At 72.8% G+C, this 17,556-nt stretch carries 15 protein-coding genes; 3 read left to right on the forward strand and 12 right to left on the reverse strand.

The window, feature by feature from the left end:
* Positions 1 to 85: 85 nt before the first annotated feature.
* Together ABZ801_RS29130 and ABZ801_RS29135 are read right to left on the reverse strand one after the other, a co-directional pair.
* Entirely contained in the window at positions 86 to 886 is an 801-nt protein-coding gene (locus ABZ801_RS29130; RefSeq protein WP_344953128.1) for a GntR family transcriptional regulator, read from the reverse strand.
* 36 nt (positions 887 to 922) lie between these two features.
* Positions 923 to 2,092 carry an 8-amino-7-oxononanoate synthase gene (locus tag ABZ801_RS29135; protein ID WP_360703677.1) on the reverse strand — a complete coding sequence of 390 codons (1,170 nt, stop codon included), beginning with the start codon at positions 2,090 to 2,092 and terminating at the stop codon, positions 923 to 925.
* 96 nt (positions 2,093 to 2,188) lie between these two features.
* Between ABZ801_RS29135 and ABZ801_RS29140 the strand changes: the two genes are divergently transcribed.
* The gene (locus tag ABZ801_RS29140) at positions 2,189 to 3,811 is read left to right on the forward strand and encodes a PAS domain-containing sensor histidine kinase (RefSeq protein WP_344953132.1); all 1,623 of its coding nucleotides are present in this window, start codon (positions 2,189 to 2,191) and stop codon (positions 3,809 to 3,811) included.
* Positions 3,812 to 3,948: 137 nt separating this feature from the next.
* On the opposite strand, the gene ABZ801_RS29145 is transcribed toward ABZ801_RS29140, so the two are convergent.
* Complete coding sequence (locus ABZ801_RS29145) at positions 3,949 to 4,209, reverse strand: WhiB family transcriptional regulator (RefSeq protein ID WP_344953134.1); 261 nt, start codon at positions 4,207 to 4,209, stop codon at positions 3,949 to 3,951.
* A gap of 301 nt (positions 4,210 to 4,510) precedes the next feature.
* Positions 4,511 to 5,443, reverse strand: coding sequence for a diacylglycerol kinase family protein (locus tag ABZ801_RS29150; protein ID WP_360703722.1), 933 nt, complete (start codon positions 5,441 to 5,443; stop codon positions 4,511 to 4,513).
* Positions 5,444 to 5,493: 50 nt separating this feature from the next.
* On the opposite strand from ABZ801_RS29150, the gene ABZ801_RS29155 reads away from it, so the two are divergent.
* The gene (locus tag ABZ801_RS29155; RefSeq protein ID WP_360703681.1) at positions 5,494 to 6,063 is read left to right on the forward strand and encodes a hypothetical protein; all 570 of its coding nucleotides are present in this window, start codon (positions 5,494 to 5,496) and stop codon (positions 6,061 to 6,063) included.
* 60 nt (positions 6,064 to 6,123) lie between these two features.
* Here the strand turns inward: ABZ801_RS29155 and ABZ801_RS29160 are convergent, their stop codons facing one another.
* From ABZ801_RS29160 to sodN, 4 genes are all read right to left on the reverse strand, one after another.
* Entirely contained in the window at positions 6,124 to 6,855 is a 732-nt protein-coding gene (locus ABZ801_RS29160) for an RNA polymerase sigma factor SigF (protein ID WP_067907127.1), read from the reverse strand.
* Positions 6,856 to 6,947: 92 nt separating this feature from the next.
* Positions 6,948 to 7,376, reverse strand: a complete 429-nt coding sequence (locus tag ABZ801_RS29165) for an anti-sigma factor (protein WP_344953138.1) — start codon at positions 7,374 to 7,376, stop codon at positions 6,948 to 6,950.
* Between the two features lie 105 nt (positions 7,377 to 7,481).
* Positions 7,482 to 7,991 (reverse strand): GNAT family N-acetyltransferase, encoded by a 510-nt coding sequence (locus tag ABZ801_RS29170; protein WP_360703684.1) that lies wholly within the window; start codon positions 7,989 to 7,991, stop codon positions 7,482 to 7,484.
* Between the two features lie 224 nt (positions 7,992 to 8,215).
* On the reverse strand, positions 8,216 to 8,617 hold the full coding sequence (gene sodN, locus ABZ801_RS29175) for a superoxide dismutase, Ni (RefSeq protein ID WP_344953142.1): 402 nt from the start codon (positions 8,615 to 8,617) through the stop codon (positions 8,216 to 8,218).
* 145 nt (positions 8,618 to 8,762) lie between these two features.
* On the opposite strand from sodN, the gene sodX reads away from it, so the two are divergent.
* A complete protein-coding gene (gene sodX / locus ABZ801_RS29180; protein ID WP_360703687.1) occupies positions 8,763 to 9,152 on the forward strand; it encodes a nickel-type superoxide dismutase maturation protease in 390 nt (129 codons plus the stop codon).
* Here the strand turns inward: sodX and ABZ801_RS29185 are convergent.
* Genes ABZ801_RS29185 through ABZ801_RS29200 form a run of 4 tightly spaced genes read right to left on the reverse strand, consistent with a single transcriptional unit; the run spans position 9,109 to position 17,181 of the window.
* On the reverse strand, positions 9,109 to 10,365 hold the full coding sequence (locus ABZ801_RS29185) for a TIGR02679 family protein (RefSeq protein WP_360703689.1): 1,257 nt from the start codon (positions 10,363 to 10,365) through the stop codon (positions 9,109 to 9,111). The two genes, sodX and ABZ801_RS29185, sit on opposite strands and share 44 nt — an antisense overlap.
* Positions 10,362 to 14,477 carry a TIGR02680 family protein gene (locus tag ABZ801_RS29190; protein WP_360703692.1) on the reverse strand — a complete coding sequence of 1,372 codons (4,116 nt, stop codon included), beginning with the start codon at positions 14,475 to 14,477 and terminating at the stop codon, positions 10,362 to 10,364. The genes ABZ801_RS29185 and ABZ801_RS29190 overlap by 4 nt, the downstream gene beginning before the upstream one ends.
* A gap of 5 nt (positions 14,478 to 14,482) precedes the next feature.
* Complete coding sequence (locus ABZ801_RS29195) at positions 14,483 to 15,652, reverse strand: TIGR02678 family protein (RefSeq protein WP_360703695.1); 1,170 nt, start codon at positions 15,650 to 15,652, stop codon at positions 14,483 to 14,485.
* Positions 15,649 to 17,181: a TIGR02677 family protein gene (locus tag ABZ801_RS29200; protein ID WP_360703698.1), complete on the reverse strand. Its 1,533-nt coding sequence runs from the start codon at positions 17,179 to 17,181 to the stop codon at positions 15,649 to 15,651. Before ABZ801_RS29200 ends, ABZ801_RS29195 begins: the two co-directional genes overlap by 4 nt.
* Between the last annotated feature and the right edge of the window lie 375 nt (positions 17,182 to 17,556).

Consider the following 17,556-nt stretch of genomic DNA (forward strand, 5'->3'; position numbering starts at 1 on the left):
CGGCGGTGGGGCGGGAGGTCTTGCGCGGTGTGGGCCCGAGCCGTTAGGCGAGGGTCCACACCGCAAGTCGTACGGAGAGATCGTTCTAGGTCCGCTTGAGCCGGGTGATGAACTTGTAGCGGTCGCCTCGGTAGAGGCTCTGGGCCCATTCGACGGGCTGGCCGCTGGTGTCCACGGCGTGCCGGGACAGCAGCAGCATCGGCAGGCCCACGTCCACGCCGAGCAGCTGGGCGTCGTGCGGGGTCGCCAGCACCGTCTCGATGGTCTCCTCGGCCTCGGCGAGGTGGACGTCGTAGGCGGTGGCCAGCGTCTCGTACAGCGAGCGGTGCCGTGGCAGCTCGCGGCGCAGGCCCGGGAAGCGGCGGGCCGGCAGGTGCGAGGTGTCGACCGACATGGCCTCCCCGTCGGCCAGCCGGAGCCGGTGGATGCGCAGCACCCGGCCCCCCGTCCGGATGCCGAGCAGGCCGGCCATGCGTTCGTCGGCGCTGACGTAACCGATCTCCAGGATGCGGGTCTCGGGCCGCAGGCCCTTGTGCCGCATGTCCTCGGTGTAGCTGACCAGCTGCAGCTCCTGGGCGACCTTCGGCTTGGCGACGAAGGTGCCCTTCCCCTGGATGCGCTGCAGCCGTCCCTCGACGACCAGTTCGGCCAGCGCCTGCCGGACCGTGGTGCGCGAGGTCTCGTACTTCTCGGCGAGCGTCCGCTCCGGCGGCAGCGGGCTACCGGGCGGCAGGGACTGGATCAGCTCGACGAGCAGTTCCTTGAGCTTGTAGTACTTCGGAATGCGCGGTGCGTTGGCCGAGTGGTGCCGGCCGATGTCGCTGAGTGGTGCCCGATCGGCTCTGTAGCCGCCCCCGTGCCGGGGCCCGCCCCTGACCTCCGTCACGGTCTCTCCTCACGTTCATCATCGGTTTCCCCGATGTTATGTGTGAAGGGTACGGGTGGCCGAGACGGCGACATCTTTCAGGGCCCGTTCTAGCGTTGTGAGGTCGTTTTCGTCCAGGGTGGCGCGGGCGGTGACCCGCAGGCACGCGCGTCCCTTCGGTACCGACGGGGGGCGGAAGCAGCCGACGCGGGCGCCGTGCCGCGCGCAGATCTCCTGGGCGCCCACGGCCGCCTGCGGCTCGCCGAGCACCACGGGCACCACGGCGGCGGCGGGTTCGCCGGTGGTCTCCAGGCCGAGCCCGGCGGCCGTGGCGGCGATCCGGCGGGCCAGGCCGCGGGCGCGGGCGGGCAGGTCCGGTTCGTCCGCCAGCACGTCCAGGGCGGCCAGCACGGCCCCCACCGCGGGCGGCGCCAGCCCCGTATCGAAGATCATCGAACGTCCGGTGTCGACGAGCGTCTCGACGACCTCGGGTGCGCCGAGCACCGCGCCGCCCTGGGCGCCCAGCGACTTGGACAGGGTGAGGGTGAGCACCACGTCCGGCTCCCCGGCCAGGCCCGCGGCGTGCACGGCGCCGCGTCCGCCGTCGCCGACGACGCCCAGGGCGTGCGCCTCGTCCACCACCAGCAGCGCCCCGTGCGCACGGGCGGCGCGGTGCAGCTCGGGCAGCGGCGCCAGGTCGCCGTCCACGGAGAACACCGCGTCGGTGACGACCAGGGCGTGCTCCTCCTCCCGGTCGGCGAGCGCGGCCTCGACGGCGCCGACGTCGCGGTGCGGGACGACCACCACCCGGGACCGCGACAGCCGGCACGCGTCGATGATCGAGGCGTGGTTGACCTGGTCGGACACCACCAGCACGCCGGGGCCGCCCAGGCCCGCCACCGCGCCGAGGTTGGCCATGAAGCCGGAGGAGAACACCAGACCGGCGGCGCATCCGGTGAACGCGGCCAGCCGCTCGTCCAGCTCGGCGTGCAGCCGCGTCGTGCCGGTCACCAGCCGGGACCCGGTGGACCCGGTGCCCCACGCGCGGGCCGCGGCGACCGCGCCCTCGACCAGGCGCGGGTCGCGCGACAACCCGAGGTAGTCGTTGGACGCCAGGTCGATGAGCCCGTCGTGGTCGGCGGTCCGGGGCCGCAGGCTCCGTCGCAGCCCCGCCTGCTCGCGGCGGACGGCGGCGGCGCGCAGCCGGTCCAGGGGATCGCGTGTCATGACCAGATTTTGCCAGGTCCCGTGCCCAGGACGCGTCAATGGGGGGCGTGCCCAAGGGTGGACGGGGCGGTGCCCGGCATCGGCGATGATGGAGCCGTGCCCACCTTGACCGACCTGGTACGCGACCACACCGACCTCACCGACACCGACCTGGAATGGCTGCACGCCCTGGTGTCGGACTGGCAGCTGCTGGCGGACCTGTCGTTCGCCGACCTGCTGCTGTGGGTGCCGCTGCGGTCCGCGGAAGGCCCGGTGCCGACGTCGTGGGTGGCGATCGCGCAGATGCGCCCCACCACCGGCCCCACCGCCTACCCCGAGGACCTGGTCGGCCGGATCGTGCGCAGCGGACGGCGCGGCCTGATCGACGTGGCCTGGCGCGAGCGGCGCATCGTCCGCGAGGGCGACCCGGAGTGGGGCAGCGGCATCCCCGTCCGGGAGGAGTCGATCCCGGTGCGGCGCGGCGCGAAGATGCTCGGCGTCATCCAGCGCAGCACCAACCTCAGCTCGGCCCGCACCCCCAGCCGCCTGGAACTGACGTACCTGCAGAGCGCCAGCGACCTGGCCCAGATGATCTCCGAGGGACGGTTCCCGGTGCCGGGAGAGGAGCCCAACCTGGTGCGCGCGCCGCGCGTCGGCGACGGGCTGATCCGGCTCGACCGGGCCGGGCGCGTCACCTACGCCAGCCCGAACGCGCAGTCGGCCTACCGGCGCCTCGGCTTCCCCACCGACCTGGTCGGCGAGTCACTCGGCGAGGTCACCACGCAGCTGTGCGACACCGGCGAGCCGCTGGAGGAGGCGCTGACCGCGCTGCTCAGCGGCCGCGCGCCGCGCGAGGTGGAGGTGGAGGCGCACGGGTCGGTGATGCAGCTGCGCACCATCCCGCTGGTGGTGGGCGGCACCAGGATCGGCGCGATCGTGCTGTGCCGCGACGTCACCGAGCTGCGCTGGCGCGACCGCGAGCTGATGACCAAGGACGCCACCATCCGGGAGATCCACCACCGGGTGAAGAACAACCTGCAGACGGTCGCGGCGCTGCTGCGGCTGCAGGCCCGGCGGCTGCGCATCCCCGAGGGACGGGCCGCGCTGGACGAGGCGGTGCGCCGGGTCGGGTCCATCGCGATCGTCCACGAGACCCTGTCGCTCACCCCCGACGAGCTGATCGACTTCGACGACATCGCCGACCGCGTGATCACCATGGCGGGGGAGGTGTCGACGCCGGAGACGCGGGTGGCGCCCAAGCGGACCGGCAGCTTCGGGGTGCTGCCCGCCGAGGTCGCCACGCCGCTGGCGATGGCGCTCACCGAGCTGCTGCAGAACGCCCTGGAGCACGGCCTGTCCAACCGGTTCGGGACGCTGGAGGTCAGCGCGCGGCGGCAGGAGGCGACGGGCGAGGGCGGGCCGCGGCTGGTCGTCACGGTCGCCGACGACGGGGTGGGCCTGCCCGCGGACTTCGACGTGGAGAGCAGCAACAGCCTGGGGCTGCAGATCGTCCGGACCCTGATCGTGGGGGAGCTGGGCGGACGGCTGGAGTTCGGGCGGCGTGCGGGCGGCGGCACCGAGGTGCTGGTGGACATACCGCTCGACCAGGTCGGAGCGCGCGCCCCCGCGCCGCGGGATCGGGGCGTGGCGGCGCGTCCTGCCCTGAAGGACCTCGGCCCCGGACGGCAGCGCGACGGCGGGCGGCCGTCCCTGGGCGGACTGCCCGACCAGGGGATCTAGGCGCTTCCCGGGGAAAAGACCAGCGCCCGTGGCGATGCCACGGGCGCTTGGAGTCTACGGACGCGCAATGCTCTCCGGCTGGGAGGTTCGGAGGCGGCGCGCCGGCGGGGGAGACGGACGGGGGACCTGGCGCCGGGTCAGACGCGGGCGTTGGCGCGGGCACGCGCGCGGGCGGTGCGCCGCTTCAGCACGCGCCGCTCGTCCTCGCTCATGCCGCCCCACACGCCGGCGTCCTGGCCGGACTCCAGCGCCCAGCGCAGGCAGGCGTCGGTGACGTCGCAGCGGCGGCATACCTGCTTGGCCTCTTCGATCTGCAGGAGCGCGGGCCCGGTGTTGCCGATCGGGAAGAACAGCTCGGGGTCCACGTCACGGCAGGCTGCGCGGTGGCGCCAGTCCATGCGGTCCACTCCTTCGTCAGCGTGGAGGAATCGCCCCCACATTCTTGTGAACTGATTCACATGTCTCGCGAAACACCCCGAGCCGCAGTAGGGGGTTGGGTTCAGGGGTGGTTGTTCCGTGGCGCTACTCGAACAGGAGGCTGACGACGTTGGGCCCCTGTCGCGGCGCACTTTGAGCGTGTCAGGGCAGCGTAGGGGGACGCAAGACCTTTGAGAAACGTTTCTCAAAGTATGAGTGTCGTATGTGTCACATCCGTGGTTCAGCGGTGTTGCTTTGCCGTTAACTCGTGCGTGACCGGCGTCATATGACCACGCGTATCGCCTTCGGGACGGCACGGAAGGTGATGGCCGGCGTCTCCCCCAGGTAGTCGCCGTCGAGCTGGTAGGCCGCCGGCCGGGGCGACCGCAGCGTGACCTCGGCCGCGTCGTGCACGTTCACCACCTGACGGCCCTGCACGGGACGGGTCCGGGCCAGCAGCATCTGCGTCACCGTCCCCAACGCCGGAGCCACCTCCAGCGACCGCAGCGCGAACACGTCCAGGCCCTTGTTGAAGTTGGCGCGCGGACTCGGATTCACCGGAAGCGGTCCAAGGAAAGTCCACGGCGAGGTGTTGGAGACAAACGCCAGAAACAGCCCCGCTTTCGGTGGGCGGCCCGGCTGTTCCAAGGTCAGTGCCGGACGCCTCCGGTCCGTCCCGGCGAAGAAATGCCGTATCGCCGTGCGCACGTACAGGGACGCGTGCGCCCGGTTGCCCTTCTCGCGCTGCCGTTCGACCTCACGGACGACCTCCGCGTCCAGGCCCACCCCGGCGTTGAAGGTGAAATACCGCTCCGGGCCGTCGGGAAGGCGCGCCGTGCCCAGCCCCACGGTGCGGTGCCGCCCGGCCCGCAGCCCCTGCAGCACCTGCCGGGTCGCCCCGATCGGGTCGCCCGGCAGGCCCAGCGCCCGGGCGAACACGTTCGCGCTGCCGCACGGCACCACGGCCAGCACGGGCAGCTCCGGGGACGGCCCCTCGGCCAGCAGCCCGTTGACGGCCTCGTTGACCGTGCCGTCGCCGCCGAGGACCACGACCCGGTCGTAGCCCTCGTGCGCGGCCTTGCGGGCCAGCTCCACGGCGTGCCCGCGGTGCGCCGTCTCGGCGAGGTCGACGTTCAGGTCGCCGGTGAAGGCCCGCAGCATGATGTCGCGGGCCCGCCGGGTGGTCGAGGTCGCCTTGGGGTTGGCGATGAGCATGGCGCGCACGGCGTTCAGCGTATCCGTGCTCGGGGATAGGGTTGCGGGTTGTGTCGAAGCGTCTGAACACCGTGCACGGCGCCGCCGCCCTCATGGCCGCCGAGGGCCTCACCGCGATCGGGTTCGGCCTGTTCACCGGCTACGAGACGGTGATCGGCGCGGCCGTGGACCCGGTCACCGCGATCGCCGTGACCGTCATCGCGCTCGGCGCCGGCGCGGGCATGCTGGGCTGCGCCCGCGGCCTGCTGCGCGGCGACGGCTGGAGCCGCTCGCCCAGCGTCCTGGTCCAGCTGTTCGCCCTGCCGGTCGCCTGGTCGCTGTGGCAGAGCGAGCAGTACTGGCTGGCCGTCCCGCTGGGCCTGGTGGCCGTGGCCTCGCTGGTGCTCCTGCTCAGCCCGCCCACCACGGCCTGGCTCGTCCACGACCACGAGCCCTCCGACGACGCCGACGACGCGGACACCTCCGTTGAGCAGGCCACGGCGGACAAGAGCGTCAGCGGGCCGTCCAGCCCGCAGGAGAAGGCCAAGACGGCCGGCCCGCAGGCGGACAAGGCCGAGACGGCGCCCCGGAAACGCGCGCCGAGCGGCAAGAAGAAGCCTCAGGGCGGTAAACAACGCTGAAAACGCGCGTGGGGGCGGCCGCCGGTGAACCCGGCTCCGCCCCCCAACGCTAGCTCCCGCTCACTCGTCGGCGGTGAGGCCCTCGCGGAGCTGGGCCAGGGTGCGGGCCAGCAGACGGGAGACGTGCATCTGGGAGATGCCCAGCTCGGCGGCGATCTGCGACTGGGTCATGTTGCCGAAGAACCGCAGCAGAAGGATCTTCTTCTCGCGGGCGGGCAGCTTCTCCAGCAGCGGCTTGAGGGACTCGCGGTACTCCACGCCCTCCAGCGACTCGTCCACCATGCCGAGCGAGTCGGCCACCGCGGGCGCGTCCTCGTCGCCGGAGTCGGGGGCGTCCAGCGAGACCGTGGAGTAGGCGTTGGCCGACTCCAGTCCCTCCAGCACCTCCTCCTCGCTCATCCCCAGGTGCGCCGCCAGCTCGCTGACGGTGGGGGCGCGTCCCTCGCGCTGGGCCAGGTCGCTGATCGCCTTGGTCAGCGACAGCTTCAGCTCCTGCAGCCGGCGCGGGACCCGCACCGCCCAGCCCTTGTCGCGGAAGTGCCGTTTGATCTCGCCGACGATGGTGGGCGTGGCGTAGGTGGAGAACTCCACGCCGCGGTCCAGGTCGAACCGGTCGATCGACTTGATCAACCCGATCGTGGCGACCTGGATCAGGTCGTCCAGCCACTCGCCGCGGTTGCGGAACCGGCGGGCCAGGTACTCCACCAGCGGCAGGTGCAGCTCCACCAGCTGGTCGCGGATGCGCTGGCGCTCCGGGTCGCCCTCGGGCAGCTCGGCCAGCCGCTCGAACAGGGCCCGGGCCCGTGCGCGGTCGGGCACCGCGGTGTCGGGGCGCTCGCTCGCGCCCGCCGCGCCGCCGCCGTCCGGAAGTGTCGTCTTCTCCGTCACGGGGCCCCCGTCGCGCCGCGGCGCTTCTGCAGCATCACCGTGACCCGGTCGTCGGCGCCGACCTCGGAGTCGACCTCTCCGGCCAGCGACGACAGCACCGTCCAGGCGAAGGTGTCGCGGCTGGGCACGCGGCCGTCCACGGTCAGGACCGACACGTTGATGCGCATCGCGTCCCCGGTCAGTTCGAACTCGCACGTCAGGTCGGTTCCGGGCACCGCCTGGGCGAGCAGCATCGCGCACGCCTCGTCGACGGCGATGCGAAGGTCCTCGATCTCGTCCAGCGTGAAGTCGAGCCGGGCCGCCAGGCCCGCCGTCGCGGTCCGCAGAACCGACAGGTAGGCGCCCGCGGCGGGCAGCTTCACGGTCACCGCGTCACGCGGCGACACCTTCGTACTGGCCGGCATCGCAGCGGTTTCCTCAGTCACGTCACTCCCTTGCGCGGTAGGTCCCGCTGCTTTCGAAACTACCGCCTAACCGGCCCGCTTCGAGACTCCGGCGCGCGTGGCTTTGCCGCATCCGGGGGAAATGGATCACCTGTCCGCGTCTTCGGGACCCGGTTCCCCTCCGGCCCGGCCGCCGCCGAGGTCCTCCAGTGCCCGGCCGGTGAGACGGTAGACCGTCCACTCGTCCTGCGGCTGCGCGCCCAGCGCCTTGTAGAAGCCGATCGCCGGGGTGTTCCAGTTCAGCACCGACCACTCGACCCGGCCGTACCCGCGTTCCACGGCGATGCGCGCCAGCTCCGCCAGCAGCGCCTTGCCGTAGCCCCTGCCGCGCACGGACGGGCTGACGTAGAGATCCTCCAGGTAGATGCCGTGACGGCCGAGCCAGGTGGAGAACGTCAGGAACCACAACGCGAACCCGACGACCTCGCCCTCGTGCTCGGCCACATGCGCGAACACCCGCGGCTGCGGCCCGAACAGATGCTCGCGCAGATCGTCCTCGGTCGCCTTGACCTCGTGCAGGGCGCGCTCGTAGTCGGCGAGCCTGCGCACCAGCGTCAGGATCGCGGGAACATCCTCGGGAGCAGCGGGGCGGATCACACCGGAAAGGTTACAAGGCCCTGACCACTACAGACACCCATGTCACAGGAACGACCGGACACGAACAGTGATAGAACGTTCACATTCGGCCCCGCATGACGCGGGGATGTTCCGATCGCGGAGATCGACGAGATCTTCTGTGACACGTGCTCCCCGCGTCCGCGGAAATGTGCGAGGCCCTGCCCGGGCGGGCAGGGCCTCGTGACGTGCGGCGCGGGCCGTGCTCAGCCCTGCTTGGTCTCCCAGAAGATCTTGTCGATCTCCGCGATGCGGGCGAGCAGGTCCTCGGCGGTCTTGACGTCCATGCCGCCCTTGGTGCCGCCGGCCCCGGCGAGCTTGGTGGCCTCGTTGAACAGCTGGTGGAGCTGCGGGTACTTCTCGAAGTGCGGCGGCTTGAAGTAGTCGGTCCACAGCACCCACAGGTGCTCCTTGACCAGCTGCGAGCGCTGCTCCTTGATGAGGATGGCGCGGGCCCGGAAGACCGGGTCCTCGTTGGCCGCGTACTTCTCGCAGATCGCCTTGACGGACTCGGCCTCGATGCGCGCCTGCGCCGGGTCGTAGACGCCGCACGGCAGGTCGCAGTGCGCGGAGACCGTGGTCCTGGGGCGCAGAAGGTTAGCGAGCACCTGCGTTTCCCTTCCCTCGTATCGGATCATGCTCAGGTCACCGACATTACTCTTGTGGCGGCACCGCCGTCGGGGCGGGGCGCTCGGTATTTGGGCCTAGGACCCCTCGGGGGAGTGCCCGGAGTGACGTTGTCTCCACACAACGGTGACCTATGCGGAGGGCGCGGGAATGGCCGGCCGGTTGTTGGCCGTCGCGGTGACGGGGGAGTCGATGACGCCTGCGTTGCGTCCCGGTGACTGGCTCCTGGTGCGCCGGGGGGCGCGGGTCGCCGAGGGGGACGTCGTCGTGGCGCGCCATCCGGGACGTACCGAGCAACTGATCGTCAAACGGGCGACGCGCCGGACCGACGGCGGCTGGTGGCTGGAGAGCGACAACCAGGGCGCCCCCGGCCGCCAGGACAGCTGGGACTTCGACGCCGTCCCCGAGAACCTGATCGTGGGCCGCGTGGTGGCCCGCTACTGGCCCCTCTCCCGGCTGGCCTGGTTCCGTGTCAGCGGTGCGCCCCACCGTGGAGATCGGCGAGAAGGTCGGTGAGGACGAGTTCCTCTTCGACGCGGACGGCGCGTTCGGTCATCGCCGCCGCAAGACCGGGGTCCCAGGGGGTGGGGGAGGGACGTCCGGTCAGCGGGGCCCCGGAGCCGTCGGCCGGGGCCGCCAGGTACGCGGCGGTGTCGTAACGCCAGGGACGGCAGCCGATCCGGTCGTGGACGGCTGCGGCGATGGCGACGCCGCCCCAGTCGAAGTCGCCGTGGTAGGCGAATCCGGCTCCGCCTTCCGCGAGGAGCTCCAGGAGCCGCCAGACGGCGGCGGACGGGCGGCCGCTCACGCAGACCAGGGGCGGGCAGTCCGCGCCGAGCTCGTCGGCCGCGGCCGCGACCACCACCGGGTTCTCGCACAGCCGGACCAGGCCCGGGACGGGCAGGGGGCCGGTGTGGCGGCGGAGCTGGCGGAGCGTGAGCACGACCGGCTCACCGGCGGATCGGGCGGCGGCCAGCATGCGCCCAAGTGGCGTCTCGTCGCCACCGGGCAGACCCAGGCTCAGAACCAGGGAGGACAGCTCGTCCAGGTGCACCCCGACGGCGGCCCAGGCCGCGCGCCGCGATTCGGCGGTGCCCTCCGCGGCATACGGCAGCCCCGCCAGGGCACGCGCCGCCGACAGGGCCAGCGTCGCCAGCGCGGACCCCTCGTCGAGGGCGTGCGCGTCACCGCAGGTCTCGGCGGCCAGGCGGCCGAGCGGGACGCCGGCGGACGGCAGTCGCCGCACGACCGCGGCCAGCCGGGCGAGGATCGGCGCGGCCTCGTCGGGGCCGTCGGTGAGCCTGCGGACGAGGCCGGTGGAGTCCAGCCAGGCGCGCCAGCCGTCCAGTTCCGTCCGGCCGGCCACCGCCGCGTCCAGCGGTGCCAACGCCGCCCGCCACGCGGCGGCGTTCTCGGCGTGCTCGCGGGCCAGGTCACGGACGGGGCCGTCCAGCAGTTCGACGGCGGCGGCCAGGCCACCGGGGCAGGCCCCGCTGTCGCGCAGCACGCGATCGATCTCGTCGAGCGGAACCGACAGCGAGACGCCCGTTCCCGCGCGGCGCCCGAGCAGCAGCTCCACCGCCCGCCGTTGTTCCGGGGTGGCGCGGGCCAGGGTGATGGAGCCGGTCAGGGGGGTGCCGCGTTCGAGACGGCGGCGGACCCGGGTGCGCAGCCAGGCGGTCTCCGGCCCGCCCAGCAGGCGCCGCAGCCGGTCGGTGTCCCCGGTCATGTCTCCGGTCGCTCGGTGAACAGGTCCTCCTGCACAGCGTCCGGCTCGGGCCCGGGTGCGCGAAGAGGGTCGGGACGGGCGGCGCGGGTGAGTTCGCGGCCGTCCCAGCGCCACGGCGTGACCAGGACTGCGTCGATGCCGTCGCGGCGCGACAGCTGGCAGATGCCCAGGCCGGGCACCTGCGGGTAGCACCCCCACTCCCGTTCGCTGGTCATGACCACGTCCATGTCGAAGGTGGCCAGCAGGCCGAGGCACTTGGCGCGCGAGTCGTCGTCCACACCCGCGAACGCCTCGTCCAGCGCCACCAGCCTCGGGGCGTGCGGGTTGGCGGCGGACTTGTAGTGCGCCGACGCGGCGGCGAACAGCGGCACGGACGCCGCGAGCACCCGTTCCCCTCCGGAGGCGGGTCCCGTGGCGGGGCGCCACTGGCCGTCCTGCAACCGCTGGATGGAGAACGCGTGCCAGTTGCGGTAGTCGAGTGCCTTGGTGAGCTGCTCGGTCCACCCCGCCGCGGGATTGTCGGCGTGCTCCCGGTTGATCTGCTCCTGCAGGAACGCCCCGACGGCCGCGCGGTCGCCGGCGGACCAGGCGTCGACGGTCTGCCGCAGCTTCTCCCGCACCCGCTCCAAGCCCTCGGGGGCGTCGCGCGCCGGTCTCCACAGCAGCCGCAGCCGCATGCCGGTGGACGTGGGGCGGGCCGTCAGCTCGGTGTTCATCGCGGCGACCTCCTCCTCGGCCGCGGCGATCAGCTCCTGCAGCGTGCCGGCCACCTCGTTGAGCAGGTGGTTCTCCAGGATCTCCCGTTCCCGGGCCGACAGCAGCCGGGCGCGGTGCCCGGTGTCCTCGGCCAGCGCCCCGGCCAGCCCGGGAATGTCGCGGGTGCGGCCCTGGAACACCACGTCCACGACCATGATCCCGTCGCGGAGGGTCAGCCCGACGGAGTGCCCGTGCCGGGACATGACGTCCGACAGTTGTTTGTGCTCCTCGGTCACCCTGCGCTGGACGCGATCCCATGGGCCGTCGGCGTCGTCTACGCCGTCCAGCGCGGCGTTGACGGCGCGGGCCAACTCCACGGCGGGCCGCACCGCCCACTCCTGGTCCGGATCGGGGATCTCCAGCTCGGGCAGCGCGACGGCGAGCAGCCCGGTGGCGGCGAACCCGCGGAACGCGGCCATCGCGGCGTCGCGTTCGCCGGCGGCCTGCCTGATCTCGTCGGCGAGCCGTTCGCAGGCGCCTCTGGCCTCGCCCCGGGCCTCCAACGCGGCCCGCTCGCGCCGGCGGGCGCCGGTCTCGGCTCCGTCGCGTGCGGTGAGGGCCTCCCGCACCTCCTCCAACTGCCGGAACAGCTCCTCGACGGCGGCACCGGCGGTCTCCACCAGCGCGCGGTAGGTCTCGTCGGCCTCGGTCGCCTCCGCGCGGGCCTCGGCGGCGCGTTCCGCCACCTCGTTCAGGCGGTCCTGGACGCGGCCGAGTTCCTCGGTCTCCTCGTTCTCGGCCCGACGAGCGGTGCGCAGGGACTCGGCGGCGGGCCACAGTCCCGCCAGCGCCAGCCGGTAGTCGGTCATCGCCGCGCCGATCTCCGCGAGCTCCGCGCCGTCCACCGGCAGGCCGACATCGTCGGCGAATTCGGCGGCGTGCCGGTGCGCCGCGGCCGCCTCGGCGTCGCGTTCGGCCACCACGCCGAGTGCCTCGGTGTGCTCGTCGGTCAGCTCCCGGCGCCGACGGACCGCGTCGGCGAACCGGACGTGCGCCTCCCGCAGATCCGTGTCGGGGGGCAGCGCACGATGCTCGGCGTCCAGTGCCCGCTGCCTGGCGCTCAGCACCTCTCGCTCGTCCTCCAGCGCGGCGACGCGCCCGGCCGTCTCGCCGAGCTCGGCGCGCAACCGGGCGATGCGGGCGCGCCGGGCGGCCTCCCGCGCGCCCTCGCCGATGTAACCCGCCTCATCCTTGTGCCAGGACCCGCCGAGGACGCCGTTGGCCCACCGGCCGTCCACGGCGACCCACGTCCGGGCGCCCGGACCGAGCCCGATCCGCTTCAACACCGCTGCGACGGCGTCGTCGCCGAGCACGGCGGCCCGCGGGTCGGCGCGGTCGACGGCCGGGCGCAGCACCGTGGCGCAGGACGGCCCGTCGACGGGGTCGCCGGCCAGCAGGAACGTGTCGTCCGCCGCCAGCAGCCCGCCCTCGGGCGTCACCCAGGCGTCCAGGATGCCCGCCGCCTCCAGCGACGCCTCCAGACCGGCCCGATGCTCGGCGGGCAGCGCGTCGGAGAAGTCCACGACCCTCCACAGGGGCGCACCCGGACGATCGGCCCGAGCCTGCTGATCACGGGTGTGGGGGACGGGCGGGGGCTCGTGGACGCCGCGTTCGAGCTTGCCGATCTCTTCTTCGAGCCGGTTCGCCGTCTCCCGCTCGGCGCGCAGCCGGGAGTCCAGGGCGGCGTCCAGGCGGCCGAGCTCGGCCGTCGCCGCGCGCGCCGCGTCGTTCACGGCGGTGGCGGCCGGATTGGCGCCCTCGGCGGTCTGCGTCCACGCCTCCAGCGCGGCCAGCACCGCGTCCGGATCCCCGACCTTGATCTCCTCCAGCCGCGCCAGGTAGGTGACGTAGGCGTCGAGGAGTTCCGCCGAACGGGACCGCGTCAGCGTGTCGGCGGCCTCGACGCGTTCGGCGGCGTCCTGGATCTGGCGTTCCAGCCGTTCGGCCTCCACTCTGGCGGACTCCAGCCGGGTCCGGGCCCGCGCCAGGACGGCCAGGAGCCGCTCCAACTCGGCGATCGCGCGCGAGGTGCGCTCGACGAGATCGTCGGCCTCCCGCCGGGCCCGCGCCGGATCGTGCTCCCAGCCGGAGACGATCTCGTCGTGCGGGCCGCCGCAGCGCGCCCGGGCCGCGGCGGCGCCCGCCCGGTCCAGCGCCGTCGCCAGCGCGTGCTGGGCCTGCTCGCGGCGCGTGCGCGCGGCCTCGGCGCGGCCGCGGCGGCGGTCGGTCTCGGTGACCCGGTCGGCGCGTTCACGCTCCAGACGTTCGGCGTGCTCGGCTCTGCGCCGCAGCTCCCGGCCCATCTCCTCGATGCGCTTGGCGTCGCGCATCTGCGGGCTCGCCTCCAGCGCCTGCCGGCGCCCCTCCAGCCGTGTCTTCTCGGCCCTCAGCTCCTCCAGAAGCCGGGTCGCCTCGCTCAGCTCCCGCTCGGCGGCGTCGTGCCTGGATTCGGCCTCGGTCAGATCCCGGTTCAGATGCTCGTAGCGGCTGTGGGTGAGCCGCGGCCCCGCGGCGGCGCGCTTGGCGGCGATCCGGGCGTAGCGCCGGTAGTGGCCCAGGAACGCCTCGGCGGCCGTGCGCGCCTCCTCCAGCGACCGCAAGGCCTCGCGCTCTTCGTCCAGACCGCGGAACGCCTCCGCCACCGTGGCGATCAGGGTGGGGCTCAGCGGCGGCAGCGCCTCGGTGAGCGCCCGCGACAGCAGCCGCTCGTCCGGCCGCTTGGACAGCTGCGGCTGGCGGAGCTGGATCAGCAGGTTGACCAGCGCCTCGTACCGGTGCTCGCCGAGCCCGAACAGTGCCTCGTCCACCGCGCGCCGGTAGTCCGACGCCCTGTCATAGACCATGCCGTGGCCGTCCACCGCCTCCCGCAGCTTCTCCCGGGTGAGCGCGACGCCCGTGGCCGACACCAGGTGGACGTCCAGGCCGGGACGCTGGCCGGTGACGAAGAACCAGTGCCGGGAGATGCCGCGTCCCGTCACGGCCTTCAGCCCGCATCCGATGGTGCGGAACTCGGCGGTGCCGTCGGCGGCGCGGCGGCCGAACTCCAGCCACGTGTAGCCGAGCCGCTCGGGATGCGGATGCCTGCCGCCGAGCAGCAGGTTCCACTCCATGCGCTTCTGCCGGTCGCCGTCGGGCTCGACCCGGTGCGGGGCCAGCTCGCCGTCGAGCAGGAACGGCAGCGTCAGGGCGAGCACCTTGGACTTGCCGGTGCCGTTGTTGCCGCGCAGCAGGAGCCGCCCGTCGTGGAACCAGAACTCCTCGGCGTCGTAGTAGAAGATGTCGACCAGCCCGGCGCGCAGCGGCTTCCAGCGCTCGGACGCCGGCTCGGGCAGCCGTGTCGCCGGGGCCGGTGTCATCGTCGTCACCGTTCGGCCCTCCGGGGTTCGCGGATGGTGGGTTCGTCCAGGGCGTAGCGGGCGATCGCGGGTAGTGCGCGCACCCGGTCGGGCAGCACGACGACCAGGCGCAGCGCGACCAGCTTCTCCAGCGCGATGCCGAGCAGCTCGTCCTCGGCGCCCGGCTCGGTCACGCCCTTGCGCCAGAACGAGGCGTGTCTGGCGGCGGCGTCACGGACGAAGCCGCGCAGCTCCTCGCGGGTGACCTCCTGGCCCCGTCCGGCCAGGAACTCGGCGACGAGCAGCGTCACGTGCCCGTCGGTGTGCTGCTCGGGCATGCGCACGTCGGTCACCTCGTCGTCGGGATCGACCATGGCGATGCCCTCAGCGCGGACTTCGGCCACCAGCCCGGTCGCCTCCTCGATCCGCCGGATGATCGCCGCGCGCTGCGAGACCAGATAGGCGCGCTCGTCGTCGTCCAGGTCGGCGTGGTAGACGACGGGATCCTCCAGCAGGCGGCGGGTCAGGCGCCGCCGCAGCGCCTGGTTGCGCAGGTCGTCGCTGTCGGGCACCGGCTCGTCGGCCAGCCCGGCGAGCCGCTCCTCGAACGTGGCGGCCGTGACCGTCGACGGTCCGCGCGCCCCGGTCAGCAGGACCGACAGCACGTTGCGGCGCACGTCGTAGAGCACGTCCCCGGTCGCCGACAGGTACGCCTCCTCCTCACCGGCCACACGCCGCAGTACGCCCCATCCGAGCAGGATCCGCACCACCGCGACCAGGTCCGCCCGCTCCGGGCGGGTGTCCAGCGTGAAGTCGAACGCCAGGTCGGGCTCGGCGGACGCGTTCAGCACCTCCTCGGCCAGCCGTCCCAGCGTGGTCTGGGCGTCGGCGCGTTCCAGCACCGCCAGCGCCAGGCACAGCAGGACGTAGCGGCGCCTGCCGAACGGCTCCTTGCCCTTGCCCCGAGCGGGATGCGTGTCGTCCTCCAGCGACGGCGCCGTTTTGAACAGCCGCGCGGCCTCGCTGTCGACATGCAGCCGCCAGCCGGTCTCCCGGGCCAGCCAGTCGCGAAGCTCCGCTTGGTGCCGCCGGACCAGCATCAGCTCCGCAGGGGCGGACTCGGCCGTCAACAGCGGCCTGAGCAGCAGGGCGCGCAGCGCGGCCCGCCTCTTCGCCCGCTCTTCCTCCTCGATCACGGCGCCCCTGTCAGGTCGGTGATCTCGATGACGTGCTCGGGGCCCGTCAGCGTTCCGTCCTCGGTGCGGATCCGCGCCTGCCCGCCGCCGGGCACCAGCGACAGCCGCACCTCCATCGACCCGTCGGCGGTGAGCGTCTTCACCTCGGTCTCGCCGGGCCTGCGCGCCGCCAGGGCGTCGCCCAGCAGTCCCAGGAACAACCGGAACGCCTTCGGATCGAGCACGTTCAGATCCGACAGCAGCGTGGGGCCCGCGGTACGCAGCCGGGCGCGCGCCGCCGCGGTCTCGGCCGCCTCACGCTCGGCGTGCTCGGCCAGCAGCCGCCTGGCCTGCGAACGGTCCTGCACGCGGTTGGGCTTGCCGCGCCGCTCGTAGGAGCCCGTCCGCCGCAACTGCGGCGAGATGCGCACCGGCGGAGCCTGCGCCCACGGCATGCCCGGAGCGGCCTCCTCCTCCCACGCGGCCAGGGTCTGCGGGGTGACGGTCAGGTGACGAGCCGAGGTCAGCCCGAACGCGGCCCGCCACAGCCGGTGCAGCGCCTCCTCGTCGGGCGCCTCGGCGAACCATCGCGCCAGCGTCCGGAAGTCCGCCGACCGGTCCGAACGCCCCGACCGCCGCTCGTTCAGCAGCCCCACCGTGTCGATCAGCTGCTTGATCGCCGTCACCGCGGCCTGCCGCAGCAACCTCGCCTGCGACTGGCGGCCCGCACCCCCCGACACGAACCAGTCGCGCAGCCCGCGCCACCGGTTGCACCAGGTCTCCAGGGCGGCAACCTCGGCCCGGTCCCTGGCCTCGGCGGCGTCCGCACCCTCCGGCACGGCGTCCGCCGCCTCCCGCCGCGCGGCCAGCCGCAGCAGCCTCTCGTGCCCGCGTGACTCCACCTCGTCCAGCAGCGTCGCGATCCGGGCACCGGAATTGGCCAGGTCGGCGATGAACCGGTTGATGTAGTCGATCAGCCGTTCCTTGTAGGCGATGAACCCGTCGACATCGCCGTCGGAGAAGTCGATCGCACGGCGCAACGAGGCCATGAACGCCTGCGCGTTGTCGGCCAGCGACGAGAACCGTTCGGCGATGCTGAGCAGCAGCAGATGGACTTTGACCGGATCGGGATCGGCCTCTTCGGCCAGCGCCGACAAGGCCTCCAACTGATCACCGATGTCCGCCAGCGCCACCGACTGCAACGCGCCCCGCCGCCCGATCGCCTCCTCGTAGAACGCGATCGCCTGCTCGGCCGCCTGCCCCGCCGCGGTCAACTGGTAAAGGAACCGCTTACGGTGAAAATCCTCGACGCTGGTGACCCGGCCGGTGTCGGCGTCGGCCCGCAGGTTTCCCCATTCGACGAGTTTGTCCAGCGCCTGCGTGAGCTGCTCGTCGCTCTCCCGCCGCAGTTCGGCGGCCACGTCCTCCGGCCGCAGATGGACGATGAACCGTTCCTTCGCCTTCGCGAACGCCCTCAGCACGTCCCGGTAAAGCCCCGAGTTCGGCGCACCCAAATGCGCGAACGGCTGCGCCGAGGTCTGATCGGTCATCTACCGGCTTTCTGCTCCCCTGGCCTCACGACCATCGCGCCGTCACAGCGCGCGACCGAGGCTCCACGATAGGGCAGAACCCTGACAGCCACGGACGACCACACCGATCCGGACAGGAAATGTCAGCCTTCAGGACAGGTGGTCCGACCCATACGAGCAGTTGGTCGTCGTCGATCGTGCACACGACACGGCAATCCCCGGCCTGGAGCCGCCACCGTGCGCTGTGGCCGTGAAGGGCCTTGTTGTCGAAGGCGGTGCTGTCTCCCACGTCCAACGCCCTCTAAGACCGTGTCTTGATTGGCGATCACTCGTTTGATCAGGCGTGGCGAGCTTCACTGAGCGACTGGTTCCTGACGAGCTATGGGAGTTGTTCCA

The organism is Actinomadura sp. NPDC047616 (assembly GCF_040642915.1).
Classification (GTDB): Bacteria; Actinomycetota; Actinomycetes; order Streptosporangiales; family Streptosporangiaceae; genus Spirillospora; species Spirillospora miaoliensis.

Coding starts and splice junctions, on each gene's coding strand:
- ABZ801_RS29135 (WP_360703677.1), bottom strand. CDS start 2,092: ATGACACGCGATCCCCTGGACCGGCTGCGCGCCGCCGCCGTCCGCCGC.
- ABZ801_RS29145 (WP_344953134.1), bottom strand. CDS start 4,209: ATGGACTGGCGCCACCGCGCAGCCTGCCGTGACGTGGACCCCGAGCTG.
- ABZ801_RS29150 (WP_360703722.1), bottom strand. CDS start 5,443: ATGCTCATCGCCAACCCCAAGGCGACCTCGACCACCCGGCGGGCCCGC.
- ABZ801_RS29185 (WP_360703689.1), bottom strand. CDS start 10,365: ATGACCGGGGACACCGACCGGCTGCGGCGCCTGCTGGGCGGGCCGGAG.
- ABZ801_RS29190 (WP_360703692.1), bottom strand. CDS start 14,477: ATGACACCGGCCCCGGCGACACGGCTGCCCGAGCCGGCGTCCGAGCGC.
- ABZ801_RS29200 (WP_360703698.1), bottom strand. CDS start 17,181: ATGACCGATCAGACCTCGGCGCAGCCGTTCGCGCATTTGGGTGCGCCG.